General features: G+C 71.6%; 23 protein-coding genes. 13 read left to right on the plus strand and 10 right to left on the minus strand.

Annotation, left to right across the window (positions count from 1 at the left end; genetic code table 11):
• Positions 1–26 precede the first annotated feature (26 nt).
• Positions 27–1,250, plus strand: a complete 1,224-nt coding sequence (locus ABZ880_RS04540) for a 4-hydroxybenzoate 3-monooxygenase (RefSeq protein WP_361256721.1) — start codon at positions 27–29, stop codon at positions 1,248–1,250.
• Positions 1,251–1,336: 86 nt separating this feature from the next.
• On the plus strand, positions 1,337–1,960 hold the full coding sequence (locus ABZ880_RS04545; protein WP_361256724.1) for a DUF1353 domain-containing protein: 624 nt from the start codon (positions 1,337–1,339) through the stop codon (positions 1,958–1,960).
• Between the two features lie 3 nt (positions 1,961–1,963).
• Here ABZ880_RS04545 and ABZ880_RS04550 read toward each other — a convergent pair whose 3' ends face one another.
• On the minus strand, positions 1,964–2,323 hold the full coding sequence (locus tag ABZ880_RS04550) for a metalloregulator ArsR/SmtB family transcription factor (protein ID WP_361256727.1): 360 nt from the start codon (positions 2,321–2,323) through the stop codon (positions 1,964–1,966).
• A gap of 62 nt (positions 2,324–2,385) precedes the next feature.
• Between ABZ880_RS04550 and ABZ880_RS04555 the strand changes: the two genes are divergently transcribed.
• Positions 2,386–3,435, plus strand: coding sequence for a cation diffusion facilitator family transporter (locus ABZ880_RS04555; RefSeq protein ID WP_361256730.1), 1,050 nt, complete (start codon positions 2,386–2,388; stop codon positions 3,433–3,435).
• Between the two features lie 15 nt (positions 3,436–3,450).
• Here ABZ880_RS04555 and ABZ880_RS04560 read toward each other — a convergent pair.
• From ABZ880_RS04560 to ABZ880_RS04570, 3 genes are all read right to left on the minus strand, one after another.
• A protein-coding gene (locus ABZ880_RS04560) for an IS5 family transposase (protein WP_361257099.1) occupies positions 3,451–4,283 on the minus strand; the annotation gives its coding sequence in 2 pieces (ribosomal slippage) (positions 3,451–3,944 and positions 3,944–4,283; 834 coding nt in all).
• Positions 4,284–4,368: 85 nt separating this feature from the next.
• Entirely contained in the window at positions 4,369–4,923 is a 555-nt protein-coding gene (locus tag ABZ880_RS04565; protein ID WP_361256733.1) for a YbaK/EbsC family protein, read from the minus strand.
• A gap of 34 nt (positions 4,924–4,957) precedes the next feature.
• Complete coding sequence (locus tag ABZ880_RS04570; RefSeq protein ID WP_361256735.1) at positions 4,958–5,530, minus strand: XRE family transcriptional regulator; 573 nt, start codon at positions 5,528–5,530, stop codon at positions 4,958–4,960.
• A gap of 129 nt (positions 5,531–5,659) precedes the next feature.
• Here ABZ880_RS04570 and ABZ880_RS04575 point away from each other — a divergent pair, with 129 nt between their 5' ends.
• Positions 5,660–6,517 carry a DMT family transporter gene (locus ABZ880_RS04575; protein WP_361256738.1) on the plus strand — a complete coding sequence of 286 codons (858 nt, stop codon included), beginning with the start codon at positions 5,660–5,662 and terminating at the stop codon, positions 6,515–6,517.
• Between the two features lies 1 nt (position 6,518).
• Here ABZ880_RS04575 and ABZ880_RS04580 read toward each other — a convergent pair whose 3' ends face one another.
• The gene (locus ABZ880_RS04580) at positions 6,519–7,319 is read right to left on the minus strand and encodes an acyltransferase (protein ID WP_361256741.1); all 801 of its coding nucleotides are present in this window, start codon (positions 7,317–7,319) and stop codon (positions 6,519–6,521) included.
• Between the two features lie 188 nt (positions 7,320–7,507).
• Here ABZ880_RS04580 and ABZ880_RS04585 point away from each other — a divergent pair, with 188 nt between their 5' ends.
• Positions 7,508–8,140 carry a hypothetical protein gene (locus ABZ880_RS04585; protein ID WP_361256744.1) on the plus strand — a complete coding sequence of 211 codons (633 nt, stop codon included), beginning with the start codon at positions 7,508–7,510 and terminating at the stop codon, positions 8,138–8,140.
• Complete coding sequence (locus tag ABZ880_RS04590) at positions 8,137–8,616, plus strand: RDD family protein (RefSeq protein ID WP_361256747.1); 480 nt, start codon at positions 8,137–8,139, stop codon at positions 8,614–8,616. Before ABZ880_RS04585 ends, ABZ880_RS04590 begins: the two co-directional genes overlap by 4 nt.
• Here ABZ880_RS04590 and ABZ880_RS04595 read toward each other — a convergent pair.
• Positions 8,604–10,019, minus strand: a complete 1,416-nt coding sequence (locus ABZ880_RS04595; RefSeq protein ID WP_361256750.1) for an MFS transporter — start codon at positions 10,017–10,019, stop codon at positions 8,604–8,606. The two genes, ABZ880_RS04590 and ABZ880_RS04595, sit on opposite strands and share 13 nt — an antisense overlap.
• 190 nt (positions 10,020–10,209) lie before the next feature.
• Here ABZ880_RS04595 and ABZ880_RS04600 point away from each other — a divergent pair, with 190 nt between their 5' ends.
• Genes ABZ880_RS04600 through sulP form a run of 4 tightly spaced genes read left to right on the plus strand, consistent with a single transcriptional unit; the run spans position 10,210 to position 16,139 of the window.
• On the plus strand, positions 10,210–10,629 hold the full coding sequence (locus ABZ880_RS04600; protein ID WP_361256753.1) for a hypothetical protein: 420 nt from the start codon (positions 10,210–10,212) through the stop codon (positions 10,627–10,629).
• 18 nt (positions 10,630–10,647) lie between these two features.
• Positions 10,648–11,616 (plus strand): polyphosphate kinase 2 family protein, encoded by a 969-nt coding sequence (locus ABZ880_RS04605; protein ID WP_361256755.1) that lies wholly within the window; start codon positions 10,648–10,650, stop codon positions 11,614–11,616.
• Positions 11,613–14,345 carry an HAD-IC family P-type ATPase gene (locus tag ABZ880_RS04610; protein ID WP_361256758.1) on the plus strand — a complete coding sequence of 911 codons (2,733 nt, stop codon included), beginning with the start codon at positions 11,613–11,615 and terminating at the stop codon, positions 14,343–14,345. Before ABZ880_RS04605 ends, ABZ880_RS04610 begins: the two co-directional genes overlap by 4 nt.
• A gap of 27 nt (positions 14,346–14,372) precedes the next feature.
• Positions 14,373–16,139 carry a sulfate permease gene (gene sulP, locus ABZ880_RS04615; protein ID WP_361256761.1) on the plus strand — a complete coding sequence of 589 codons (1,767 nt, stop codon included), beginning with the start codon at positions 14,373–14,375 and terminating at the stop codon, positions 16,137–16,139.
• A 12-nt stretch (positions 16,140–16,151) separates the two neighbouring features.
• Here sulP and ABZ880_RS04620 read toward each other — a convergent pair whose 3' ends face one another.
• Positions 16,152–17,639 (minus strand): alpha-amylase, encoded by a 1,488-nt coding sequence (locus ABZ880_RS04620; RefSeq protein ID WP_361256763.1) that lies wholly within the window; start codon positions 17,637–17,639, stop codon positions 16,152–16,154.
• Positions 17,636–20,317, minus strand: a complete 2,682-nt coding sequence (locus ABZ880_RS04625) for a glucosidase (protein ID WP_361256765.1) — start codon at positions 20,315–20,317, stop codon at positions 17,636–17,638. The genes ABZ880_RS04620 and ABZ880_RS04625 overlap by 4 nt, the downstream gene beginning before the upstream one ends.
• Positions 20,318–20,447: 130 nt before the next feature.
• On the opposite strand from ABZ880_RS04625, the gene ABZ880_RS04630 reads away from it, so the two are divergent.
• The 3 genes from ABZ880_RS04630 (at position 20,448) to ABZ880_RS04640 (ending at position 24,245) form a co-directional block, all read left to right on the plus strand.
• A complete protein-coding gene (locus tag ABZ880_RS04630; RefSeq protein WP_361256768.1) occupies positions 20,448–21,071 on the plus strand; it encodes a DUF1269 domain-containing protein in 624 nt (207 codons plus the stop codon).
• A complete protein-coding gene (locus ABZ880_RS04635; RefSeq protein ID WP_361256771.1) occupies positions 21,071–21,553 on the plus strand; it encodes a DUF1269 domain-containing protein in 483 nt (160 codons plus the stop codon). The genes ABZ880_RS04630 and ABZ880_RS04635 overlap by 1 nt, the downstream gene beginning before the upstream one ends.
• Positions 21,554–21,722: 169 nt before the next feature.
• Positions 21,723–24,245 carry a LuxR C-terminal-related transcriptional regulator gene (locus tag ABZ880_RS04640; protein WP_361256774.1) on the plus strand — a complete coding sequence of 841 codons (2,523 nt, stop codon included), beginning with the start codon at positions 21,723–21,725 and terminating at the stop codon, positions 24,243–24,245.
• Positions 24,246–24,291: 46 nt separating this feature from the next.
• Here the strand turns inward: ABZ880_RS04640 and ABZ880_RS04645 are convergent, their stop codons facing one another.
• Positions 24,292–24,774: a LuxR C-terminal-related transcriptional regulator gene (locus ABZ880_RS04645; RefSeq protein WP_361256777.1), complete on the minus strand. Its 483-nt coding sequence runs from the start codon at positions 24,772–24,774 to the stop codon at positions 24,292–24,294.
• Between the two features lie 118 nt (positions 24,775–24,892).
• Positions 24,893–25,186, minus strand: a complete 294-nt coding sequence (locus ABZ880_RS04650; protein WP_361256780.1) for a hypothetical protein — start codon at positions 25,184–25,186, stop codon at positions 24,893–24,895.
• Positions 25,187–25,270 lie beyond the last annotated feature (84 nt).

Below are 25,270 nucleotides of genomic sequence, written 5' to 3' on the forward strand. Positions count from 1 at the left end.
TGACGGGCCACCGTCATAATGCTCGCGTGACTTCCACGACCCCCCACCCCAACTCCCCTTCCCCGCAGCACTTTCCGGTCGTGATCGTGGGCGCCGGGCCCGCCGGTCTCACCGTCGGCAACATCCTGCGGGCCGCCTCGATCGACTGCCTGGTGCTGGAGGTGGAGACGCGCGAGTTCATCGAGCACCGGCCCCGGGCCGGTGTGATCGAGGAGTGGGCCGTACGCGGGCTCGAACAGCGAGGCCTGGCAGGCAACTTGCTGAAGCGGGCCCAGTTGCACACCCAGTGCGAGTTCCGCGTCGGCGGGCAGCGGCACCGGTTCTCCTACACCGAACTGACGGGGCATCACCACTTCGTCTATCCACAGCCGTTGCTCGTCACGGATCTCGTACGGGAGTACGCGGACCTGCGCGGCGGCGAGATCAGGTTCGGCGTGCGGGACGTCCAGCTGCACGACGTGGGCACGGAGCGGCCGTCGGTGTCGTACACCGATCCGGAGACCGGCCAACGCCGCCTGGTGCACTGCGAGTTCGTCGCCGGATGCGACGGGGCGCGCGGGGTGACGCGGAGCGTGCTGCCGCCCGAGCGGGCCCAAGTCGCCCGGCACGACTACGGCATCGGCTGGCTGGCGCTGCTCGCGGAGGCGCCGCCGTCCAGCGACTGCGTCGTCTTCGGCATCCATCCGCGCGGCTTCGCGGGGCACATGGCCCGCAGCCCCGAGGTCACCCGCTACTACCTGGAGTGCCCGCCCGGCGACGACCCGGAGAACTGGTCGCACGAACGCGTCTGGGCCGAACTGCAGGAGCGGCTCGGCGCGGCCGACCGGCCGCCGCTCACGGAGGGGCGACTGATCGAGAAGCGCGTCCTCGACATGCACAACTACGTCGTCGAACCCATGGCGTTCGGCCGGCTGTTCCTGGCCGGGGACGCCGCCCACCTCACCGCGCCCATCGCCGCCAAGGGCATGAACCTCGCCCTGCACGACGCGTTCCTGCTCGGCGACGGGCTCGTCGCGTACCTCACCAAGGGCGACGCCGGCACCCTCGACGGCTACTCGGCGGCCTGTCTCGGGCGCGTGTGGGACTACCAGGAGTTCTCGCAGTGGCTGTCGGAGGTGTACCACGGCACCTCGTCGGGCGACGCCTACCGCGCGGGCACCACGCTCGCCCGGCTGCGCCGCCTCTTCGAATCCCCCACCGCGGCGGCCGCGTTCGCGGAGCAGTACCTCGGCAAGGATTCCGGTTCCTGACGGGGCGACAGAACACACAGACCGCGCTACACCGTCCATAGGGCATCCAACGGGGGACGCCCACCCGGCATCGTGGGGTGGTCCAAGTGCCTTTCCGCAAGGGGGACATCACCGTCAAGCAGATCGGTCCGAAGACCTGGGAGCTGTTGGCCCCCGTGGAATACGAGGGCCGTGACCGCGATTTCATCGTCCCGCCCGGCTTCACCACGGACTTCGCGTCGGTCCCGACGGTCTTCGTGTGGCTGATTCCGCGCTACGGCGTCTACACCAAGGCCGCGGTCCTGCACGACTTCCTGTGCTGCAACAGCGCACTCGTCAGCCGCAGGGACGCCGACGGCATCTTCCGTCGCGCCCTGCGTGAACTGGGCGTCTCGGTGCTGCGCCGGTGGATGATGTGGGCGGCCGTCCGGGCGGGCGGCCACTGGTCCGGTGCCGGGGTCGGGCAGTGGGTGCTGTGGCTGCTGGTGGCGACGCCGGCCGTTGCGTTCCTGGCCGTGCCCACACTGGTCGTGACCTTCTGGCTGCTTCTCTTCCTTGCCGCCGAGTGGCTCGTTTACGCCGTCACCCCGCCCGGAGTCGCCCCTCCGGCCAACCGGCCCCACTTCACCGGCGCCCCCGGCACTGCGGGCGAGGCGAGCGCGGGCGGGCTGCCCGTGTCACCGCCGGACGAGCCCGGGCCGAGCCCGCAGGTGCAGCCGGAGACACCGTGATCCTCAGTCGTGCAGCGGCCGGTCGCTGAGCCGGTGGTCCGCCACCTTCAGCGCCTCGTCCACCAGCCGCCGCAGATGGCCGTCGCGCAGTGAGTAGACCACCCGGCGCCCCTCCTTGCGTGTGTTCACGAGCCCCGCGAGCCGCAGCCGTGCCAGGTGCTGGCTGACCGCGGGCCGGGCCGCCCCGCACGCCTCCGTGAGGGTCGTGACATCGGCCTCGCCGCCGGTCAGGGCGTGCAGCAGGGTGAGGCGGGTGCGGTCGCCGAGGAGGGCGAGGAGTTCGGCGGCGAGGGCGAACTGTTCCTCGCCCGGGGTGCGCGGATGCGCATCGTGCGCAGTTGATAGGTGCATGCGTGCGCTCATACGCACATAATGGCCTCGTGGGCGTCCCGCGTCCACATCCGCGCGCACCGGAAGGGGCCATCGTGAGCGACCGGCACCACGATCACGACCACGGCGAGCATCAGCACCCGCACGCCCACACGCACCCCCACCCCCGCTCCAGGCTGCGCCACCTCCTCACCCCCCACTCCCACGAGAGCGCCGACAAGCTCGACTCCGCGCTGGAGTCCTCGGCCCGCGGCATGCGCGCGCTGTGGGTCTCACTGGCCGTCCTCGGCGCAACGGCCGTGGCGCAGGCGGTGGTCGTGGTCGTGTCCGGGTCGGTGGCGCTGCTCGGCGACACGGTGCACAACGCCGCGGACGCGCTGACCGCCGTACCGCTGGGCATCGCCTTCGTGCTGGGGCGGCGGGCGGCCACGCGACGGTTCACGTACGGCTACGGGCGGGCCGAGGACCTCGCGGGGATCGCGATCGTGCTGACGATCGCGGCGTCGGCGGCGTTCGCGGCCTGGGCGGCGGTGGAGCGGCTGCTCGATCCGCGGCCCGTCGCGCACGTACCGGCCGTGGCGGTGGCCGCGCTGGTCGGGTTCGCCGGGAACGAGTGGGTGGCCCGGTACCGGATCCGGGTGGGCCGGGAGATCGGCTCGGCCGCGCTGGTCGCCGACGGGCTGCATGCCCGTACGGACGGATTCACATCACTGGCGGTGCTGTTGGGCGCGGGCGGCTCGGCGCTGGGGTGGCAACTCGCCGACCCGCTCGTGGGGTTGGCGATCACCGCGGCGATCGTGCTGGTGCTGCGGGACGCGGCGCGCGAGGTGTTCCGGCGGGTGATGGACGCCGTCGACCCGGAGTTGGTGGACCGGGCCGAGCGGGCGCTGCGCGAGGTGCCGGGCGTGCGGGAGGTCGGTGAGCTGCGGCTGCGCTGGATCGGGCACCGGCTGCGGGCCGAGGTCGCGGTGGTGGTCGACGGCGAGGCGACCGTGCGGGCGGCGCACGGGACAGCCGTCGAGGCCGAACACGCGCTGCTGCACGCCGTACCGAGGCTGACGGCGGCCCTGGTGCACGCCGATCCTGCGCCGGCACCGGGCGAGGCGGACCCGCACCTGACCCTGGCGCATCACGCGAGCCGCTAGGTCGTGTCCGCAAAGTCAGGGCAGCCAGAGTCGTAGGCAGGCGAGGGTGACCAGGGCCTGGTAATGGCGGGCGCGTTTGTCGTAGCGGGTGGCGAGGGCTTTGTTGTGCTTGAGCCGGTTGAAGCAGCGTTCGACGACGTTGCGGCGCCGGTAGGCCGCCCGGTCCAGCCGGCACCGGCTCTCACCCCGCCGGATACGGCCGTTGATCTGGTCGATCCGTTCCGGGATGGCGGCCTTGATGCCCCGCCTGCGCAGGTAGGCGCGGATCTTCGCGGACGAGTAGCCCTTGTCCGCCGCGACCAGCGCGGGGCGGGTGCGAGGGCGGCCGGGCCCGCACCGCTCGATGCGGATGCGGGCCATCACCGCCTCGAACTGGGTGCAGTCGTTGACGTTCCCGGCGGTCAGGGTGAAGGCCAGGGGCCTGCCCTCACCGTCGCAGGCGAGGTGGATCTTCGTGGTCAGTCCGCCGCGGGAGCGGCCGATCGCCTCGCCCGGCCAGTCCTGCCCCCTTTTCGCGCTCCGGCCGCGTGCTGGTGGGCGCGCACGGTGGTGGAGTCGATGGACACGATGGTCCAGTCGACGGCACCGACGGCATCGGAGTGCTGCTGGATGTGGGCGAGCAGTCGGTCCCAGGTGCCGTCGGCGGACCAGCGGCGGAAGCGTTCGTAGACCGTCTTCCATGGCCCGTAGCGTTCGGGCAGGTCTCGCCAGGCCGCGCCGGTGGACAGCTTCCACAGGATGCCGTTGAGGACCTGCCGCCGGTCGCGGACAGGGCGGCCCATCCGCGGCGGAGCCAGTAACGACTCAATGACCGCCCATGCTTGATCAGTCAGCTCGTGACGACGCACCACGAACAGTCCAACGCACCAACCACTTTGCGGACACGACCTAGGGCAGCGTCCGGCGGATCAAGCCGGCGTCGCGGGGAAGGCCTCAGGCGCCCAGCCCCTCCAGCACCACCGCGCCCGGCAGTTCCGCGAACGCCTTGCCCGGGACCAGGAGCTTGCCGCGGCGGCGGCCACTGCCGACCAGGACGTACGGGAGGTCGACGACGGCCGAGTCCACCAACACCGGCCAGTCGGCGGGGAGTCCGATCGGGGTGATGCCGCCGTACTCCATGCCGGTCTCCCCCGTCGCCGTGTCCATGGACGCGAACGAGGCCTTGCGGGCGCCGAGTTGGCGGCGGACGACGCCGTTGACGTCGACCCGCGTGGTGGAGAGCACGATGCACGCCGCGAGTGTCGTCTCGCCGCCCCGCTTGCCCGCCACCACCACGCAGTTCGCCGACTGCTCCAGCAGCTCCCGGCCGTAGTGCTCGACGAAGACGGCGGTGTCGGCCCACTGCGGGTCGGTGTCGACGTAGACGATCTGGTCGGCGGGGACACTGCCGGTCCAGTGGCGTACGGCGTCGGCGACCGGGCGGGTCAGTTCGTCGAGGGCGTCGGGGGCGGCGACGGCGATGTCGAAGTGTCCGATGGGTGCGCGCATGCTCCGCACGCTAACAGGACTGCCGGCACGCGCCTCAGCGGACCGGCGGAACCGAGACCGCCATGACCATCTCCATCGGTACGTCGCCCTCGTTGCCGTACGTGTGCGGGGTGTTGGCCTCGAAGGAGACGCTCGCGCCGGCCGGGACGCGGTACTTCTCGCCGTCGACGGTGAGCGTCAGCTCCCCCGCGGTGACGTGCACGAGCTCGACCGTGCCGGTGGGGTGCGGGTCGGACGCGCTGCTGTCGCCGGGCATGAGGCGCCAGTCCCACATCTCCAGCGGGCCGGGCGCCTCGGTGCCGGCGAGCAGACGGTTGTAGCTGCCCGCGTCGGTGGACCACAGCCGGACGGCCTGCTCCGCGGAGACGATACGGACCTTGGGGCCCTGCCCGTAGTCGAGCAGCGTGGTGATGCTGATGCCGAGGGCGTCGCCGATCTTGACGACCGTGCCGATGCTCGGGTTGGTGCGGGCCTGCTCGATCTGGATCAGCATGCCGCGGCTGACTCCTGCGCGGGCGGCCAGCGCGTCCAGCGTGAATCCGCGCTCGTTGCGCCAGCGCTTGACGTTGCGCGCCAGGGACTGGGTCAGCAGGTCGAGGTCCGACACATTCCGTCCAACTCTTCAGAGCTCGAGGACCACACCCTCGAGGGCAATATTCTGGATGACAGGGTTCACTTGATTGAACTACCGTGTGGTGCACCCGATCATTCACCGAACTGTACTGCGAGGCGAAACGTGACAGCACTCTTCGCCCTGGCCACCAGCCTCCTGTGGGGTCTGGCCGACTTCGGCGGCGGGCTGCTGACGCGGCGCACGCCGGCGCTGACGGTCGTGGTCGTCTCCCAGACGATCGCGGCGGCCGTGCTCGGCGCGGTCGTGGTCGTCACCGGCGGCTGGAGCGAGGCCGGTCCGCGGCTGTGGTTCGCGTTCGCGGCGGGTCTGGCCGGGCCGGTCGCGATGATCTGCTTCTACAAGGCGCTGGCCCAGGGCCCGATGGGCGTGGTGTCGCCGCTCGCCACGCTGAGTGTGGCCGTGCCGGTCGGCGTCGGGCTGTTCCTCGGCGAGCGGCCGGGGCTGCTGCAGGCCGCGGGCATCGCGGTCGCCGTCACCGGCGTGGTGCTCGCCGCCGGGCCGCAGCTGCGGGGTGCGCCCGTGCAGCGGCAGACGATCCTCCTCACGCTGGTCGCCGCGCTCGGCTTCGGCACCGTCTTCGCGCTGATCGCCGAGGCCTCGACCACCGTCACGGGCCTGTTCCTCGCCCAGTTCGTCCAGCGCGTGACGAACGTGCTCGCGGGTGGCGCGGCCCTGTATGTCTGGGTGCGGCGGGGCAACCCGGCGCTGCCGGACGGCCGCTTCCCCTGGGCATCCGTGCCGGCGCTCGCCTTCGTCGGCCTCGCGGACGTCGCGGCGAACGGCACGTACGCGATCGCCGCCCAGCACGGCCCCATCACGGTGGCCGCCGTGCTCGCCTCGCTCTACCCGGTGGTGACCGCGCTCGCCGCGCGCGGCTTCCTCAGCGAGCGGCTCCGCGGCATCCAGGCGGCGGGCGCGGGCCTGGCCCTGGTCGGCACACTGCTGCTGGCCACCGGCTGACTCAGGACTCGACGTCGTCCAGCTCGGCCAGCTTTGCCGCAGCTTCCTCGTCCAGTTCGGCCAGCTTCGCCGCCGTCTCCTCGTCCAACTCCGAGAGCGCGCGCAGCTGGTCGGGGGTGACCCCGTCGGGGATCGGCACCGGCGCGGGCGTCCGGAGCGGCGGCTGCCAGCCCTCCGCGGCCGTCCAGCGCCGTACGACACGGGCCGGCGCCCCCGCGACCACCGCATGGTCCGGCACCACGCCTCGCACGACCGCCCCCGCGGCCACGACCACGTTCCGCCCGATCCGCGCACCCGGAAGGATCACCGCGCCGGTGCCGATCCAGCAGCCGGGACCGATCTCCACCGGCTCCATGCGCGGCCACTGCTTGCCGATGGGCTCGTGCGGATCGTCGTACGAGTGGTTCGTGGACGTCACGTACACGTACGGCCCGAAGTAGCAGTCGCTGCCGATGGTGACCGTCGTGTCGGCGATGACATGGCTGCCGCGGCCCAGGACGACGCCGTCGCCGATGCGCAGGATCGGGTCCGGGCCGAGGTCCAGGTCGGGCATGAGGCCGGCGGTGAGGGTGACCTGTTCGCCGACGATGCAGTGGGAGCCGATGTGGATCCAGGGTTCACCGAAGACCGTGCCGAGCGGGAAGGCGAGGCGGGTGTGGGGTCCCAGGGCGCCGAAGCGGAACCGTCCCGGCCGCTCCGCGGTGACCGAGCCAGTGCGCTGCACCCAGGCCCAGCCCGCGTGGACGGCGCGCTGGGTGAGGCTCCGCCGCCAGGATGAGAACGTGTTCTTGCGCTTCGGCACCCGCTCACCGTACTCAGCGTGAGCTGCGGCCAAGAGGTCGAGGAGCTGTGATCTTCACCCCACAAGGCCAGCAAGCCCCACACCGGGTCCCGTGGGAGCACACGCCGCCGCGGCGCGGTTCACCCGCAAAGGATGAGGTGGGGGTGGCGGGGCCGTGGTGCGCTGGTGGGATGACCCGGTGCGGCATCGTGAGACCCCTCGACCTCGTGGGACGGGTGGCGGGGTTCGCGCTGGTGACCGCCGGCTCGGTTGCCGACCGCGTCATTCGCACGGTGACGTCCGCCGTCGTGGACCGGCTCGACCTGGACGAATTCGCCGCCCGCATCGATGTGAACCGCATCGCCGACCGCGTGGACGTGATGCGCGTGGCGGGGCGGGTCGACGTCGACCGGATCGCCGATCAGGTGGACGTCGACCGGATCGCCGACCGGGTGGACGTCGACCGGGTCGCGGCGCGGGTGGACGTGGACCAGGTGGCGGGGCGGGTCGACGTCGACGGCATCGCGGCCCGCATCGACCTGGACCGGATCGTGGAGCGCATCGACGTCGACCGGATCGCCGCGCGGCTGGACATGGACGCCGTGATCGCCCGGATCGATCTGGTCGAGCTCACCAGGGCCGTGCTGGAGGAGATCGACCTGGGCCGGATCGTGCGGGACACCAGCGGCGGCATGGCCGAGGAGACGGTCGACGCACTCCGGTCGCGGAGCATGCGGGCCGACCGGAGGGTGAACCGCGTCGCCGACCGGCTGCTGCACCGATCCGGCGCGGCCACGGCACAGACCGACGGCCACGGACCGCCCCTCGGACAGTCGCCGTGACACGGGAGGACGACCTGGTCGCCGTGACACCGGGGGACGACCGGGAGCAGGACCCTCACAGCGATGCGGCGGGTGTCGTGACGCGGTGCCTCGCGGGGCTGGTCGACGCACTCGTGGTGGCGGGCATCGGCATCGCCCTGCAGCTCGCGTTCAGCGGCCTGCGGCTGCTCGTCACCGGGCCGCCGATGCGCATGCCCGACCTCTCCGTCTGGCTGACGGGTGTGCTCGGCTGGGCCATCGCCGTGCTCTACCTCGCCGTGAGCTGGGCCTCGACCGGCGGCACCGTCGGTGACTGGCTGCTGGGACTGCAGGTCACCGGCCGCGCCGGGCGGCTGCTCGGGGTGACTCGCGCACTGCTGCGGGCCCTGCTGTGCGTCGCGTTCCCGGTGGGCCTGTTCTGGATTCCCTTCAGCCGGCGCCATGCATCGGTCCAGGACATCGTGACGGCCAGCCGGGTGCGGTATCACCGGTTCTGACCCGCCGACACCCTCCCGTGCGGCAGCAGGGCCGCGGCGCCCAGCCCACCGAGTCCGACGACGCCCAGGACGATCATCGCGGTGGCGTACGCGCCGAAGGCGGGGTCGGCGACCAGGATGGTGCCGGCGATCGCCGTGCCGACCGAAGAGCCCAGGTTGGACACGCTGCGGGACAGGCCGGAGATCTCGCCCTGCCGCTCCTCTCCGAAGCTGGACTGCACCACGTTGACCGAGGGCGTCAGCATCACCCCGAGCCCCAGGCCGATCAGCAGCAGTCCGGGCACGAACGCCCAGGCGCCGGACGCCTGGCGGGCCATGGCGACGAGCACCCCGATGCCGCAGACCGTCACCGCGAACCCGGCCATGACGAGGGTCCGCTGCTCCCGTCGTTCGGCGAAGCGCTCGGCGGCGAGCGAGGAGGCGAGCAGGCCGAGCGTGGCGGCCGTGAAGACGACCCCGGTGCCTATGGCGTCGTAGCCGCGCACGACCTGCAGGTAGGCGGCCGTCACGAACGAGATGCCCATCAGCATCAGCCACTGGAGGTGCTGGGTGACCAGGCCGAGGTTGGAGGTGCGGTTGCGGAACAGGCTCAGGGAGAGCAGCGGTTCGCGGCCGGTGCGTTCCTTGACCCGCGACCAGCGCAGGAACCAGGCCAGGACGAGCGCGCCGGCCAGCAGCATCCCGGCGGCCAGCCAGCCGTTGTCGTCGGTGGCCAGGATGCCCATCACCAGCAGGACGAGACCGGCGGCCGACAGAATTGCCCCGACGGTGTCGAAGTCCCGGCCGGGGTCCGGCGGCAACGGGTCCTCGACCCGGCGGCCGAGCACGATGATCACCGCGACCACCAGTGCCTGGAAGACGAAGGCCGCCCGCCAGCTCAGCACCGAGGTGATGAGCCCGCCGATCAGCGGTCCGGCGGCCGCGCCGATGCCGCCCAGCGCCATGACCGTGCCGAACGCCCGGGCACGCGAGGTCATGTCGGTGAACAGCAGCGTGGTGAGGACGTACACGGGCGGGATGAGCAGGGCCGTACCGATGCCCTGGAGGATCGAGTAGCCGAGGATGAGCACGCCCAGGCCCGGGGCCGCCGCGCAGAGCAGGGCACCGACGCCGTACACGACGAGGCCCGCCACCAGGCACCGCTTGCGGCCGTGGCGGTCGGTCAGTTTGCCGCCGGGGATCATCAGGGCGGCCATGACGAGCAGGAACGACGTGATCGCGATCTGCACGCCCTGGACGGTGGTGTCCAGGTCCTCGCCGATGTCGGTGATCATCACGTTCATGTTGGAGCCGGCGAAGCTGCAGATGAACTGCGCCAGGGCGAGCGGAGCGAGGATCCGCCGCGTGGTACTCCGCGACGGGCCGGGGCGGCCCGCGGGGGTGGGGGTGGGCGGCACGGGCATGGCGGCTCCCGGGCGTCGGCCGTGAGCGCCCGGAACGTCCGGTCCCGAGCGCTCGAAACCCTGCCATCGTCCAGGGGCGTCGATCACCCGTCATCACCCTTGCGAGGTGACGCCGGAACCTCGGGTTCGGCGTAGAAATCATCCAAGAAGGGCCGCGCCCTGCGGCCGTCCCGAAGACGGAGGCCCTGCCATGGCCACCACCACTACCAAGCACCATCGCTCGGAAGGCGCCCTGGCGGCGGCCGGCGGACTGACGGCCTTCGCCTGCGTGATGCTGATCATGTGCGGCATCCTCGACATCTTCCGCGGCATCATGGCGATCGCGGACGACGAGGTCTTCCTCAACACCCGTAACTACGTGTTCAAGTTCGACCTGACGAGCTGGGGCTGGATCCACCTGGGCCTCGGCGCGGTGGCGGTGGCCGTCGGCATCGGTCTGGCCATGACGGCGACCTGGGCGCGGGTGATGGGTGTGGGCATCGCCGCGCTGCTGATCATCGCCAACTTCCTGTCCATCCCCTACTACCCGTTCTGGTCGCTGACCCTGATCGCGCTGTACGCCTTCGTCATCTGGGGCCTGTGCGTGGTGGAGCGGGACGCGGAGTACTGAGGTCCGGAGGCGACACGCATGGCGGACGAACGGGCCGAGCGGATCGCCGAGTTCATCGCACCACTGCGGGTGCGGCCGGGGTCGAAGGTGGACCTGTCCACCGACTTCGACCCCGGCTACAAGGCGGGCATCGCCGGCAAGAAGGACGGCCAGGAGCTGCTGCGGACCGGCGTGACACTCCTGGCCGACTACCAGCGACGGTTGGCGGCCGAGGGCAGATACGGGGTGCTGATGTGCCTGCAGGCCCTGGACGCCGGCGGCAAGGACGGCACGATCCGGCACGTGATGAGCGGGGTGAACCCGCAGGGCGTCCATGTGGCGAACTTCAAGGTGCCCTCCAGCGAGGAACTCGACCACGACTACCTGTGGCGCTACGCCTGCCGGCTGCCCCGGCGCGGCGAGATCGGCATCTTCAACCGCTCCCACTACGAGGAGGTTCTGGTGGTGCGGGTGCACCCCGAGCACCTGGACCGGCAGCGGCTGCCGGAGGAGGCGAAGCGCAAGGGCGTGTGGCGCCGGCGCTACCGGGAGATCAACGACTGGGAGCGCTATCTGTACGACAACGGCTTCCGGGTGGTGAAGCTGTTCTTGAACCTGTCCAAGGAGGAGCAGCGCACCCGCTTCCTCAAACGGATCGACGTACCCGAGCGCAACTGGAAGTTCTCGGCGGCGGACGCCCGTGAGCGCTCCTGGTGGGACGACTACCAGATGGCGTTCTCCCGCATGCTCTCCGCCACCAGCACCAAGTGGGCACCCTGGTACGTGATCCCCGCGGACCACAAGTGGTTCGCGCGCATTTCCGCGGCCGCGGTGCTCGCCCACACCCTGATCGACATCGATCCGCAGTACCCGGAGGTCGGCGAGAAGGTTCGGCACGAACTGTTCGTGGCGAAGGAGGAGTTGGTCGCCTCGGCACCGCCCGGCGCACCGGCCGACCCGTACGCGGCGAAGGCCGAGGCCGACACGGAACGGAGGAACGGACGATGACCTCCTCGGCGGACGCACGGCCCGGCCCGGCGGAGCCGGCCGAGGCCTGGTACGCACAGCCGCCCGGCGCGGTGGCGGCGGCCCTCGGCGTGGACCCGGCCGTCGGCCTCACGACCGCGCAGGCGGCCGAGCGGTTGAGCCGGGACGGTCCCAACGCCCTTCCCGAGGAGGAACCGACGCCGACCTGGCGCCGGGTGCTGGACCAGTACCGCAGCTACATGCAGATCATCCTGGTCGCCGCGGCGATCGTGTCGCTGTTCATCCAGGAGTGGGCCACCGCCGTGCTCCTGCTCGTCCTGACGGTGATCAACGCGGTCATCGGCATGCGGCAGGAGGGCAAGGCGGAGAGCGCCATGAACGCCCTCAAGTCGATGATGAAGGCGACCGCGCGGGTGCGGCGGGACGGGACGGAGAGCGAGATCCCCGCGGAGGAGGTCGTCGTCGGGGACGTCGCGCTGATCACCGCCGGGGACGACGTGCCCGCCGACGGGCGGCTCGTCACCGCGAGCGCCCTGCAGATCGACGAGTCGGCGCTGACCGGCGAGAGCACACCCGCGGCGAAGGACAACGAGACGCTGCGGGGCGCGGGGCTGGGCCCCGGGGACCGTACGAACACGGCGTTCATGAACACGCCGGTCACCCACGGCAGCGGCACCATGATCGTCACCGGGACGGGCTCCGGCACCGAACTGGGCAAGATCTCCGGAATGTTGTCGGCCACCGAACGCGAGGCGTCGCCGCTGACCAAGGAGCTGGACCGGCTGACGCTGTGGATCGCGAGCGCGGCCGGGCTCACGATGATCGTGATGTTCGTGCTGGGGCGCAACCGCGGCGAAGCGTGGGACGCGCTGTTCGTGAGCGCGGTGTCCCTGGCGATCGCCGCCGTCCCCGAGGCGCTGCCGACGGTGACGCAGACGATCCTGTCGCTCGGCGGCCTCGACCTGGCCCGGCATCACGCGATCGTGAAGGACCTGCCGTCGGTGGAGACGCTGGGCTTCACCTCTGCGATCAACTCCGACAAGACCGGCACGCTGACACTGAACCAGATGACCGCCGTGGAGGTCGTGGACGCCTTCGACCGCTACACCGTCTCCGGCACGGGTTACGGCCTGGAGGGCCGGGTCCACCACGCGGCCGGGCGCTCGTCCGACATCGAGGACGCGATCCTGCCGTACCTGGTGGCGAGCGACGCGAAGCTGGTGGACGGCCGGGTGGTGGGCGACCCCACCGAGGGCGCCCTGCTGGTGCTCGGCCACAAGGCGGGCCTGGACGTCGAGGCGACGCGCGAGCGGTACCCGCGCCTTGCCACCCTGCCCTTCGACCCCTCCTACAAGCTGATGGCCACCTTCAACGCGGCCACCGACGCGCGCGGCCGGGAGGTCGTGCGCTGCTTCGTGAAGGGTGCGGCGCCCGCCGTGATGGGGCGCGCCGCAACGGCCCTGTCGGACGGTGCGGCGATCCCGTGGGACGCCGATCTCGACAAGCGGGCGCACGAGCAGATGGAGCGGATGGAGCGGGCGGGCCGCCGGGTGATGGCCGCCGCGACCCGTGATCTGGCACCGGGCGACTTCACGGCCGACGACGACCTGCTCGCGCATGTCACCGGCCTGCAGATGACGAGCCTGGTCGGCATGGAGGACCCGCCGCGCGAGGAGTCCCGGCAGGCGGTGGAGGGCGCCCGGGCGGCCAACATCCGGGTGCGGATGGTCACCGGCGACGACGTCATCACCGGTGCCGCCATCGCCGAACAGGTGGGCATCGAGGGCGGCGCGATCCTCGGCTCGGACTTCGCCGCCCTCTCGGAGGCGGAGCGTCTGGAGCGCATCGACGACATCGGCGTGATCGGCCGGGTCGCCCCCGAGCACAAGGTGCTGCTCGCCGACACCCTCAAGCAGAAGGGCGACGTGGTGGCCATGACCGGGGACGGCGTGAACGACGCCCCCGCCATCAAGGCGGCGGACATCGGGATCGCCATGGGTTCCGGCACCGAGGTGGCCAAGAACGCCGGCCGGCTGATCCTGTCCGACGACAACTTCGCCACGATCGTCTTCGCGGTCGAGCAGGGCCGCAAGATCTACGACAACCTCACCAAGTACATCCGCTTCGTGCTGGTGCTGCTGGTCGTGTTCGTGCTGACCTTCCTCGGCGCGACCCTGTTCAACATCGCGGACGGCGAGCCGTTCACACCGCCGCAGGTGCTGTGGATCCACTTCTTCGTCAACGCCGCCTTCGGCTTCGCCCTGGGCTTCGACCGGGTCAGTCCGGGACTGATGGTGCGCCGTCCGCGGCCGCGCGGCGAGCCGGTCATGACGACGGGCCTGATGGTGACGGTGGGGCTCGCCGGTCTGGCGATCACGATCGGCCTGCTGTCGATGATCAAGCTCGGTGAGACGCGCTTCGACAGTGCCGCGATCGGCAACTCGATCGCGTTCACCTCGTTCGCGTTCTGCCTGATCGTGGCCGCCGTGGAGTGCCGCAGCGAGACCGAGACGGTGCTGACGACGTCGACCTTCGACAGCAGGCAGATGAACTGGGCGATGTTCGGCGAGTTCGTCCTCGCCGTGCTGGCGACCCAGACGGACGTCTTCAACCGGCTGCTCGGCACCACTCCGCTCACCGTGGGCCAGTTCGGGTGGGCGCTGCTGCCGGCCCTCGCCCTGCTCGGGCTGTGGGAGGCCGGCAAGGCCGTCGCCCGCCGACAGCAGCCGGCGCCCGTCCCGGAGGGCTGAGGAGCCGAACTCCCCGCGGAGGCCGCGATGTCAGCTGACGAGTCCAGAGGCCGCTTCGTCCCGCCCGGACTGCGTACGCTCCTGGCCTACCGCCGGGAGTGGCTCGTCAAGGACGTCGTCGCCGGCGTCGTCCTCACCACCCTGCTGGTGCCGCAGGGCATGGCCTACGCGGAGCTGGCGGGGCTGCCCGCGATCACCGGGCTGTACACGTCGGTGCTGTGTCTGCTGGCCTACGCCGTCTTCGGGCCGTCCCGGATCCTGGTGCTGGGTCCGGACTCCTCGCTCGGCCCGATGATCGCGGCGACGGTCCTGCCGCTGATCGCCTCCGGCGGGGACAGCGGGCGGGCGGTGGCGCTGGCCTCGATGCTGTCGCTGATGGTCGGCGCCATCACGGTCCTGGCCGGGGTGTGCCGGCTGGGCTTCATCGCGGACCTCATCTCCAAGCCCACCATGATCGGTTACATGAACGGGCTGGCGCTGACCATCCTGATCGGGCAGTTGCCGAAGCTGTTCGGCTTCAAGACGGACGCCGACGGGCTCCTCGAGGAGTTCGGCGCCTTCTTCCGGGGCCTGGCCGACGGGAAGACGGTGCCGGCCGCGCTCGCGGTGGGCGCCGCGGGGATCGTGCTGATCCTGGTGCTGCAGCGCCGGCTGCCCAAGGTGCCCGCGGTGCTGGTCATGGTGGTCCTCTCGATCGCGGCGACCTCGGTCTTCGACCTGGGCCGGCACGGAGTGAGCCTGGTCGGCGAACTGCCGCAGGGATTCCCGCCGTTGACCTTCCCGGACGTCGACCTGGACGATCTCGCCCCGCTGTTCGCGGGGGCGCTGGGCATCGCCCTGGTGTCCCTGGCCGACACGATCTCCAACGCCTCGGCGTTCGCCTCCCGCACCGGCCAGGAGGTGCGCGGCAACGAGGAGATGACGGCGATCGGCGCGGCGAACCTGGCGGCCGGGCTGTTCCAGGGCTTCCCCGTCAGCACCAGCGGATCGCGGACCGCCGTGGCCGAGCGCGCGGGCGCCAGGAGCCAGCTCACCGGGATCGTCGGTGCGGGCCTCATCATCCTCATGCTGGTCCTGCTGCCGGGGCTGTTCCGCAACCTGCCGCAGCCGGCGCTCGCCGCGGTGGTCATCACCGCCTCGCTGTCGCTGGCCGACCTCGCCGGCACCGCCCGGCTGTGGAAGCAGCGCAGGACCGAGTTCCTGCTGTCGATCTCGGCGTTCCTCGGGGTGGCGCTGCTCGGTGTGCTGCCGGGGATCGCGGTCGCCGTGGGCCTGTCGATCCTGAACGTCTTCCGGCGGGCCTGGTGGCCGTACAACACCGTGCTGGGCCGGGTGCCGGGGCTGCCCGGCTTCCACGACGTGCGCTCCTACCCCGGTGCCGAGCAGCTGCCCGGCCTGGTGATCCACCGCTTCGACGGGCCGCTGTTCTTCGCCAACGCCAAGGCCTTCCGCAACGAGCTCATGCGGCTGACCCGCAACGACCCGCCGCCCCGCTGGGTGCTGCTCGCGGCCGAGCCCGTCACCGACGTGGACACGACCGCCGCCGACGAACTGGAGGAGCTGGACGAGGCGCTCAACGAGCGGGGCATCAGCCTGGTGTTCGCCGAGCTGAAGGACCCGGTGCGGCAGAAGATCGAGCGCTACGAGCTGACCCGCACCATCAACCCCGACCACTTCTTCCCGACGCTGGAGGCGGCGGTCGCCGAGTTCCAGCGCCGGACGGGTGCGGAGTGGACCACGGTCACGACCGAGCGGCCGCCGGCGGGTACCGCCGCCGAACAGCCGCCCGGTTGAAGCGACTTGGGCTCAGTCGCCGTCGGGCGCGATCGACAGCACGTGCGTGCCCCATGCCGCCAGGTCGACGAAGAGCCCGGGCCCGGTCAGCTCGGCACCGTCGCGGGTGTGGCGCACGCGGTCGAGCAGCCCGGTCAACGTCCAGGTACCGGCGCCGAGTTCGGGCCACGGCAGCCGCACCCTGCCCTGGGCCGGGGCGTCGGAGAGGTTGACGACCGTCACGAACCGTCCGGCCGATCCCACCCAGCCCGAGGCGACCAGACTGCGGTGGGAGTCGTTGTCCGGCCAGCCCGCGCAGTCCAGGAGCCGCCAGCGTCCGGCGCGCATCCCGCTGCGGTGGACGGCGGCGAGCAACCGCTCGTGGAACGCGCGCAGTTCGGTGTCGGCGGGCTCTTCCGGACGACGGTCCAGGAAGACGGGCAGCCGGGTGCGGCGGCCGGTGAACTGTCCCTCGTGCCACAGCGTGGCCCCGGGCAGGGTGACGATCAGCACGGCCGCGGCCCGCTCCTTGGCGGGGTGCATCGTGTGTGCGGCGCGCGGCTCGTCGTGGTTCTCCAGGAACCGTACGAGCCGGCGCTGGTAGGCCTCGTCCGCCAGCAGGTGCTGCCGTACCGCTTCGGGGCTCTCGTGCAGTACGCGGTCGTAGAGCCGCTTGTCGTAGCAGAAGTCGAACCCCTGCTGCTGGAGGGCCCATTCGAGGTCCCAGTACGCCTCGGCCATGAAGGTCATCCGGGGGTGCCGGGCGTGGACGCCGGAGATGACCGTGGGCCAGAACTCCTCCTGGGGGCGCGGCCCGGCCCTCCCGCCCCAGGTCCGTTCGAAGACGTCGTTGGTCAGCAGCATCGCCATGTCGCAGCGGACCCCGTCGCACAGGTCCCCGATGTGTCCGAGCACGTCCGTGGTGGCCGTGCGCAGGGCGGGCGCGAAGGCGTTGAGCTGGACGACGTCCGGCCACGGCGGGAAGAAGGGGTCGCGGCCGCGGGCCAGGACGTTGCCGGCCACCGTGAGGAAGGCGGCCGGGTCGCGGCGGGCGTCTTCGTCGCTGCCCCGCACGAAGTACTCGGGGTGCTCCCAGGTCCAGGGGTTGTCGGGGGCGACATGGTTGGGCACGTAGTCGAGCAGCAACCCCACCCCCCGCCGGTCGAGTTCGGCGCGCGCACCGGCCAGGCCCGCGGCTCCGCCGAGGCCCGCGTCGACCTCGTAGCGGCGGATGCAGTACGGCGACCCGGCGATCTCCTCCTCGCGGATGTCCGGCACGGCGTCGGTGAACGCCTCGCGCAGGGACGGGTCGCGCAGGGCGATGGACCGGCCCTCGGGGCTGCGCTCCCACACGCCCATGAGCCAGACGGCGTCGACGCCGTGCGGGGTGATCTCGTCCCAGGCGTCCTTCGGTACGTCGCGCAGTCCCGTGATGCGCCCGGTGCGGGCCGCGATCTCCCGCAGCCAGACACGGGTGTTGACCTCGTGCACGACGGGCTGGGCGGGAAGCTCGCCGGTCATCGCTTCGTCCTCCTGCCTGCCGGCTCGGCGAGAAAGTCGCCGGGGGTGAGGGTGCCGAAGACCGTCATCAGGGTGGCGACGAGGCCGGTCCAGCCGGTCTGGTGGGCCGCCCCGATGCCGGCGCCGTTGTCGCCGTGGAAGTACTCGTGGAAGGAGATCAGGTCCCGCCAGTGCGCGTCGTCCTGGAACTTTCCCTGGCCGCCGTAGACCGGCCGGCGCCCGTCCTCACCGCGCAGGAACAGCCGGGTGAGCCGGTCGGAGATCTCCCGGGCGACCTCGAAGAGGGTCATCCGGGTGCCGGACCCGGTCGGGCACTCGACGGTCAACTCGTCGCCGTAGAAGCCGTAGAGGTTGAGCAGCGCCCGGATGACGAGGGCGTTCATCGGGAACCACACCGGACCGCGCCAGTTGGAGTTGCCGCCGAACATGCCGGTGTCGGACTCGGCGGGCAGATAGCCGACCCGGTACTCCTCGCCATGCACCCAGAAGCTGTAGGGGTGTTCGGCGTGGTGGCGGGAGAGGGAGCGGATGCCGTACGGGCTGAGGAACTCGTCCTCGGACAGCAGGTGCCCGAGGACCCGGAGCAGCTTCTTCTCGTCCACGACGGACAGCAGGCGCGGTCCGCCCGTGACGCCCGCCTGGGCGGATGCGAGCGTCACGGAGAGGGAGGGGTGGCGGTCGGCGAAGCGGCGCAGGCGCTCGCCCAGGCCGGCCACCTTCGCGAGCTGCTGCGGGCGGAAGACGGTGGCCGCGCACAGCGGCAGCAGGCCGACCAGCGAGCGGACCTTGAGGCGCACGGCCTGGCCGTCGGGCAGCCGCAGGACGTCGTAGAAGAACCCGTCCTCCTCGTCCCAGAGTTCGTCGCCGAGGTCGCCGATGCGGTCCATGGACGCGGCGATCCACAGGTAGTGCTCGACGAACTTGAGGACGAACTCCTCGTACGCCGGGTTGTGCTCGACGAGTTCGACGGCGATCTGCAGCATGGACTGGCAGTACAGGGCCATCCAGGCGGTGCCGTCGGCCTGTTCGAGGGTGCCGCCGGTCGGGAGTGGGGCGCTGCGGTCGAAGACGCCGATGTTGTCGAGGCCGAGGAAGCCGCCCTGGAAGACGTTGCGGCCGCCGGGGTCCTTGCGGTTGACCCACCAGGTGAAGTTGGTCAGCAGCTTCTGGAAGGCCCGTTCGAGGAAGGCGTGGTCGGCGCGGCCGGTGGTGCGCTCCTCCATCATGTAGACGAAGTAGGCGGCCCAGGCGTGCACGGGCGGGTTGACGTCCGCGAAGTTCCACTCGTAGGCGGGGATCTGGCCGTTGGGATGCAAGTAGGCGTCCTGCAGGAGCAGTTCGAGCTGCTCCTTGGCGAAGCGGATGTCCACCGTCGACAGGGCCACGGTGTGGAAGGCCAGGTCCCAGGCGGCGAACCAGGGGTACTCCCACTTGTCGGGCATGGAGACGATGTCGTCGCTGACCATGTGGAACCACTCGCGGTTGCGCACACCGTGGCGCGGCAGGCTCCACGGGTCCAGGCCGTGCTCGTTCAGCCAGGCCTCCAGGTCGAAGAGGTAGTACTGCTTGGTCCAGAGCATCCCGGCGAGCGCCTGCCGCAGCACCCGTGCCTCGTCCTCGTTCGCGCCCTTGGGCGTCAACTCCTCGTAGAAGGCGTCGGCTTCGGCGATACGGTCCTTGAACACCGTGTCGAAGCCGCGGGCGAGGGACAGCTTGGAGCCGGAGGGGCCGAGGCGCAGGCGCAGGGTCTCGGAGCCGCCCGCGGGGATGGTGAGAGTGTGGTGCGCGGCGGCCTTGGTGCCCTGCTGGGCCGGGTTGACGGCGCCGCTCTCGCCGTCGACGACGTACCGGCCGATGCCGTCCTTGACGTACGGGGAGGCGTTGGACGTGCCGAAGAGCCGCTCGTTGTTCGTCTCGTTCTCCGTGAACAGAACGGGCACGGAGGCGGCGAACCGGCAGTCGTAGCCGCCGAGTTCGGGGTGTTCGACGTGGATCGTGGTGGTTGAGCGTGAGCCGTCGACCGCGGTCAGCCGGGGCTTGTCGGCGCCCTCCTCCCAGGACCAGGTGTTGCGGAACCAGAGCGTGGGCAGCACATGCACGCTCGCCTCGTCGGGGCCGCGGTTGGCGACGGTGATGCGGGCCAGCACGTCGTCGAAGTCCGCCTTGGCGTACTCGACCGTCACGTCGAAGTAGCGGTCGTCGTCGAAGACGCCGGTGTCGATCAGCTCGTACTCGAAGTCCTGCCTGGTCCGTGACCTGTTGACGGTCACGAGGTCGTTGTAGGGGAACTCCGCCTGCGGGTACTTGTACAGGTACTTCAGGTACGAGTGACTGGGCGTGCTGTCGAGGTAGAAGTAGTACTCCTTGACGTCCTCGCCGTGGTTGCCCTCGCTGTTGGTGAGGCCGAAGGCGCGTTCCTTGAGGATCGGGTCGCGCCCGTTCCACAGGGTGAGCGCCAGGCACAGCCGCTGCTTCTCGTCGCAGATGCCGCCGAGGCCGTCCTCGCCCCAGCGGTAGGCGCGAGAGCGCGCGTGGTCATGGGGGAAGTACGACCACGCGTCGCCCGCGTCGCTGTAGTCCTCGCGGACCGTGCCCCACTGACGCTCGCTCAGATACGGCCCCCACAGCCGCCACCGTCCGTCGTCGTCGCCCCTCGGGCCGATGCGCTCACCGCTCATCCCCATACCCCCTGCCGCAGATCCACCGGGCGACGCCAGTGTGTTGGGGGCTCCGGACGGGTGCCTCACCTGCCGTGGGTGAGACCGCGCCGCACCGCGAGGCCGGGTAGCGGACTCTCACCTTCGGCGGGTGACGCGGAGCGGGAGCGGGCGCGGCTGGATGGAGTGCCACCAGCTCGCCATCACGTCGAAGGGAGCGGCCATGGCCGGGATCGGGCCGGTACAACTGCTGACGGTCGAGTTCGGGCCCGACGCGAAGTTCGAGGGAAGGATCGTCGACGAACTCTGGGCGCTGGAGCGCAGCGGCCAGATCCGTGTGCTCGACCTGCTCTTCGTGCAGAAGGAGTCCGGCGGCGACCTCGTCACCGCCGACTACCAGGCGGAGGGCATGGGAGACACCGTGGCCGCGCTGCTCGGCATTCCGCGCCGGGCCCTCAGGGAGGCCGCGGCGGCCTTCCCGTCCCTGTCCGAGGGCAACGCCTTCGGGCTCGCCCTGGACGAGGTCCGCGACCTCGCGCGGGATCTGGACCCGGGCACCGCGGCCGGGTTCGTGCTGCTGGAGCACATGTGGGCCAGGGATCTGCGGGCGGCGATCCGCGAGTCCGGTGGCGTGCCCGTGGCGGAGGGCTTCCTCACGGAGGAGGTCCTCGAGGGGGTGATCGCGGAGATCGCCGCCGCCATGGCACGGCTCGACGACGCCGAGGAACACAGCCATGCGGGCCGGAGGTCCGGCCCGGACACCAGGAGGTCCTGATGACCGAACTCGTCGTGCTCGGCTTCTCCGACAAGGACAAGGCCGAGGCCGTACTGCGCCTGTCGCAGGAACTGTCCCGGCAGGAGCTGCTGGACCTGGAGGACGGGGCGCTCGCCTGGCGCACCCAGGACGGCAAGGTCCATGTCCGCCAGTCCTTCAGCCCCACCGCGGCCGGTGCCGCCGGCGGCGCCCTGTGGGGAACGCTGTTCGGCCTGCTCTTCCTGATGCCGGTGTTCGGGGCCGCCGTCGGTGCCGCCACCGGGGCGGTCGCGGGGAAGCTCACGGATGTCGGCATCAACGACGCGTTCATCAAGGAGATCGCGGGCACGCTGGAACCCGGCCGGGCCGCGGTCTTCGCACTCGTACGACGCTCCACGCCCGACCGGGTCCGGGAGGCGCTGCGCCCGTTCCAGCCCACCGTGCTGCGCACCTCGCTGACCAAGGACCGGGAGGAGGAGCTGGTCTCCGCCCTGCAGGGGTGAACCACCGACCCCGATGTGCAGGCATGCACCATGCCCTCCAAGGGTGAACAACTGACCGTTGTACCAACTTCACCCGGGTGAGATGGGGTGTTCACCATGGGCCCCCCGCCCGGGTGGGACCACACTCGTCTGACGTGCACCAGCCAGCTCCGAGAGCGAGGTGGCGGCGATGGACGAGATGGACGAGTGGCAGCAGCGGCAGCGGCCGCCGGGGACGCACGTCACCTCCCCGGCGACCGCTCCCCCGGCCCGGATCGGCGTGCCTCCGCTGCCGGCGTGGCTCGTCCCCCGCCCCCGGTTGACGGACCGTCTCTCCCGCGGGGTGCTGGGACCGTTGACCGTGGTGGTGGGGCCCGTGGGCGCCGGCAAGTCGGCACTCGCCGTGGAATGGGCGCACACCCGGGACGCACCCGGCCCGGTGGCCTGGGTCACCTGCGACGGCGCGGGCGAGCAGCCCGAAGTCTTCTGGTCCCGGGTGCGGGCGGCCCTGCGCGAGGCGGGCGTCGACCTGCCCGCGCTGTCGGCCGTACCGCGCCCCCGGGCGGGCGAGGCGCTCCTGCCCGACGCCGCCTCCCGCCTCTCCCCCACCGCCCTCCCCTATCCGGCCTCTCCTGCGTCCCCTGCCGCCGCCCCCGCATCCGCGCCCGCCTCCCCCTCGGTCTCCCCCGCCGTCTCGGCCTCCGTCCCGGTTTCCACGGCCGACTGGCCCCTCCAAGTCGCCGCACTGGCCGCCGCGCTGGCCGCCCGCGAGGACCCCGTCGTCCTCGTACTGGACGACTTCCAGCCGGAGACCGGCTCGCCGGTCGCGCAGGGGATGGTCAGTCTGCTGCGGCACGCGGCCCCCGTACTGCGCGTGGTCGTGGTCTCGCGCCGGGACCCGCCGCTGCACCTGCACCGCCACCGGCTGGCCGGTGAACTCGCCGAGGTGCGCACGGCCGACCTCGCCTTCGACGACCGGGAGACGGCCGCCCTGCTGGCCCAGCACGGCGTCGAGGTGCCCCGGCCGGTGGTGAGCACGCTGCGGAAACGAGCGGACGGCTGGGCGGCGGGACTGCGCCTGGCGGCCATGTCCATGGAGGAGCACCCCCAACCCGAGAAGTTCGTGGCGCAGTTCGCGGGCGACGACGAGGCGGTCGTCAGCTACCTCGTCGAGGAGGTCCTGGACGGCCAGAGCCCCGCCATGCGCAGGCTGCTGCTGACGACCAGTGTCCTGGAGCACCTCAACGCCGAACTGGCCACCGAGCTCGCGGGCAAGGAGGCCGGAGCGCACTTCGCGGCCCTCGTGCGGCAGAACTCCTTCCTCCAGTACGCCGGAAACGGCTGGTACCGCTGTCACCGGATGTTCGCCGACGTGCTGCGGGTGCGCCTGCGCCACGAGGCGCCGGACCTGGTCCCCGGTCTGCACGGCCGGGCGGCCGCATGGCTGGGCGAGCACGGGCTCCTCTCGGAGGCGGTACGGCATGCACTCACCGCGGGCGACTGGTGCTACGCCAGCCGTCTGGTCGTGCATCAGCTGGCGATCGGACAGGTTCTCGCCCTCACCGAGGCCCGGCTGCCCGGCGAACTGGTGCGGCTGACCCCCGCGGACGTCCGCGGGCTGCCCCGGCACTCCCTCGACCCCGAGTCCGCGCTCGTCGCCGCGGCGGCCGCCCTGCGCCGCGGCGAGGAACCGGCGTGCGCCAGGGCCCTGGAGCTCGCCGACCGTCTGCTCGGCGAGCTGCCCGGCGAGGAGGCCGACCGGATCGCGCGCTGCCGGCTGTCCCACGCCGTCATCCGCATGGCCCGGGACCGGTGCCGCGATCCGCAGGCGGCCCGGGCCGCGGCGGCCGACACCGAATGCCTCTTCGCCGATGTGCCGCGCGCCCTGCTGGCGGACCGCCCCGAACTGCGGGCGCTGGCCCTGTCCATCCGCGGCCGCGCCGAGCTGCGGGAGGGCGGCCTCAAGGCGGCCGAGGCCTCGCTGACCGCCGGGCTGAAGGCAGCGGGCGCCGCCGACAACGGCGTACTGCGCCGGGACTGCCTCACCGAGCTGGCGCTGCTGGAAGTACTGCGCGGGCGCTTCCGGGCCGCGGACGAACTCGCCGCGCACGCCCAGCGGCCGCCGCTGCCGGCCTGCACGCCCGGGGACCCGTCCCGGGCGGCGCTGCACGTCGTGCGGGCCTGGGTCGGCACGGCCCGGTTCGAGTCGGCCCGGGCGCGCAGTGAACTCGCCCGCGCCCATGCCGCGTTGCGCACGGCGCCCGACCCGTTCGTGGCCGGTATCGGCTCCCTCGTCGCCCAGCTCGTCAGCGCCGTGGAGAGCGGGACACCGCCGCCCCCCGAGACCGTCGAGGCCATCCCCGACGCCGCCGACTGGCTCGCCGAGAGCCTGCGCCGCCCGGTGCGGCATGCGTGCGCCGCCTCGGTCGGTGCGATCCGCGCCCATGCGCTCCGGCTGCCGCGGGCCGACGGCCGTACCGTCGTGACCGACCGCCGGCAGGAGGACGATCGGTCACCCGTCGACCCGCTCAGCGCCCGGGAGCAGGACGTGCTGCAACGGCTGGCGCAGATGATGACGACGGAGGAGATCGCCGAGGAGCTGTATCTGTCGGTCAACACGGTCAAGACGCACCTCAAGAGCGTCTACCGGAAGCTCGCCGTGACCCGGCGGTCGGCCGCGGTACGGCGAGCTCGCGAACTCCAACTGCTCTGAGGGTTCTCCTTCCGGGCTCCGGGGCTCGCAGGAGTGGGCTCCGGGGTCACAGGAGCCGCAGCTGCCGCGCCCGGTCGAGGGCTTCGGTGCGCGAGGAGACACCGAGTTTGCGGTACACCGCGCGCGCGTGGCTCTTCACCGTGTTGTGCGAGATGAAGAGGTCCGAACCGATCTGCCGGAGCGGTACGTCCTCCTGGAGCCGCACGAGGACGGTGTGCTCACGTTCCGTCAGGGTTTCGGCCGGCGCTACGGGGTCCGGGCGGCCCCGACCGTTCCGAGGCAGTGCGGCCAGAACGGCCGACGCCTCGTCCACCAGTACGCCCGCACTGCGCGGGTCACCCACAGCGACCGCGATGTCCACGAGCGTGTCGGCGACCCACACCAGACAGGTCGCCACCACTGTGTCCGCGCCGGGCTCGTCCGAACCGAGGGCACGCAACCGCCCGTGCAGCGCGGACACCCGCCGGGCGTCCGCATCCTCGAAGGCCCTCTCCTTCCGCCTTCGTTCGCTGCCCAGCACCGCAGGCATGTCCCTCACCTCCTCAGCAGTAGGCGGTACACACCAACGGTGCGGTCCGGGCGCCCGGCGCCGGAAGGGGCCCTACGGACATTTCGTCAAGGAATCGGAAAATGTCAGGGGAAAGTGTCTAGGCCGACGCACCCGAACCGGGGTCCGCGCCGCCCTGTCCGCCGGGCAGCCGCCGTACCTCGACCAGTTCGAGTCCGAGGGCCTGAATGCGGTCCAGGATCCCGTACAGGGCGGCCTGGTCGAGCCCGGCGCCGTGCAGGATCGTCTCCGGCGGGTTGACCGTGACCGTCAGTTCGGCGAAGGCCGTGAGGAAGGGCTGGCCGATCCTGCCCTTGATCCGGATCTCGAAGTCGCCGCCGACGGTACCCGGCTCGTCCCGCTCGGGTCCCGGGCGTTCCTGCGCGGTACCCATGGCGGTCACCTCCGCTGCCGCGGGCCGGGGACTGGGGATTCCCCCCATTCTCCGGGACTCCGGGCCCGGCACATCACACAGCCG

The organism is Streptomyces sp. NPDC047043 (assembly GCF_040644055.1).
In the GTDB taxonomy this organism is placed as follows: domain Bacteria; phylum Actinomycetota; class Actinomycetes; order Streptomycetales; family Streptomycetaceae; genus Streptomyces.